1 protein-coding gene is annotated in these 1,451 nt (G+C 54.4%); it reads right to left on the minus strand.

What is annotated here, in order from left to right; translation table 11 throughout:
* Window positions 1–139: 139 nt before the first annotated feature.
* Window positions 140–1,276 (minus strand): IS701 family transposase, encoded by a 1,137-nt coding sequence (locus C7B65_RS26905; RefSeq protein ID WP_244913308.1) that lies wholly within the window; start codon window positions 1,274–1,276, stop codon window positions 140–142.
* Window positions 1,277–1,451 lie beyond the last annotated feature (175 nt).

The raw sequence follows: 1,451 nt of genomic DNA on the forward strand, positions 1-1,451 counted from the left end.
AAGGCTCGGCGCTTGAAGTGATAGAACTGTGCAATCGCTTGATGTCGTCGTCGCCATGCTGACCCGTTCAGCCAATGGAGTGGACTGAATGGAGGCTGCCAAACCAATCGCCATAGCAATCGACGCAGTTCCGCAACGCTCAAGGGCACCCGGCTCTTGAGTTCGTCTTCCGGGACAAGGGACGGGGTGGGAAATGAGCCAGCGTTGAGATCCCCTTTTTAGCAGTCGCTCGCGTGACGGTTAAGAAGGCATGAGCTAGCAGCGCTAACGTCATGTGACGATACCATCCTTTCCAAGATCGCACCTCATACTCATCCAGTCCCACGACGCCTTTAGCACTCTCAAAACAAGTTTCAATCGTCCAGCGCCGACCCGCAACCGTCACCATCGTCTGTAAGGACGTTCCAGGCGGCGCAAACACCAGGAAATAACTCCAGTCTTCGGGATGTTCAATCCCCCGGCGCACCAGCGCCCAGTGCTGCCAATCGTAGCCTCTTGGACTATTAATCGGCATACAAGCCCAGTCAAAATAGCGCTCTCCCTTCGTTCCCGTTCCACAACTCAGGCGTTGCCACTCTTCAGGGGGCCAACTGACGGCGAGTTCCTCGATTCGCATCGACAAGGCATCTCGACCCACGCTCTCTTTTGACCAGGTGGTGAGGACATAGGCTTGATGTCGGGATTCTAACCACCGTCGCAAGCGCTCATCTCGACCATAGACTTCATCCCCGGTTACCCAGCGTCCGGGCAGTCCTCCCGCAAATGCCCGTTCTAACATGCGTCGTGCCAGAACAGGCTTGGTTGCAAAGGGCGTGTCGCTCGGAATGCCTGCTTGAGCGCACCGCTCTGGATGGTCAATCCAACGTTGCGGCAAGTAGAGTTCTCGATCAATTAAGGTGTAGCCGTTGGCGGCAGCATACCCTAGAAATACGCCAATCTGACAATTCTCAATCCCTCCCCCCATCCCGCTGTATTGAGGTTGCACCCCAGCAGAGTGGTCTCCTTGCTTAAGAAAGCCTGTTTCATCGATCACAAATACCGCTTCCGGCTCCCCTAGCGCTTCATTCACATAGGCTTGCAGGTCATCTCTCACCAAATCTGCCCTCCACTGGGCCCGACCGAGTAGATGTTGAATCCCATAGGGTGTGGACTTGCCCAGTTGTTCTGCGATCTGCCAGCTATTCTTCCGCTCGGCTGAACTGAGCAATCCTTGCACATACTCTTTTACCCGCTCTCGAAGCTCTGCGCGTTTGAAGCGTGGGGCAAGCCGAACCATCAGGGTCTCGAAGTTGCTGGCCCAGGTCTCAAGCTGCTTCAGATTGGCTTCAACATCCGCTTCATTAAGGGTAATTTGGGAAAGGGCGAGAGTCATGAGTCCTCCCCTGAAACGCTGGTTTTACCCTGATTCTAGACGAAATACAGGTCAGAATTCAACATCTACAACTGTAGTA

Source organism: Phormidesmis priestleyi ULC007, from assembly GCF_003003695.1.
In the GTDB taxonomy this organism is placed as follows: Bacteria; Cyanobacteriota; Cyanobacteriia; order Leptolyngbyales; family Leptolyngbyaceae; genus Phormidesmis_A; species Phormidesmis_A priestleyi_A.

Bases quoted from the DNA above. Each gene is read 5' to 3' on its own strand.
- C7B65_RS26905 (WP_244913308.1), bottom strand. From the start codon at position 1,276: ATGGTTCGGCTTGCCCCACGCTTCAAACGCGCAGAGCTTCGAGAGCGG.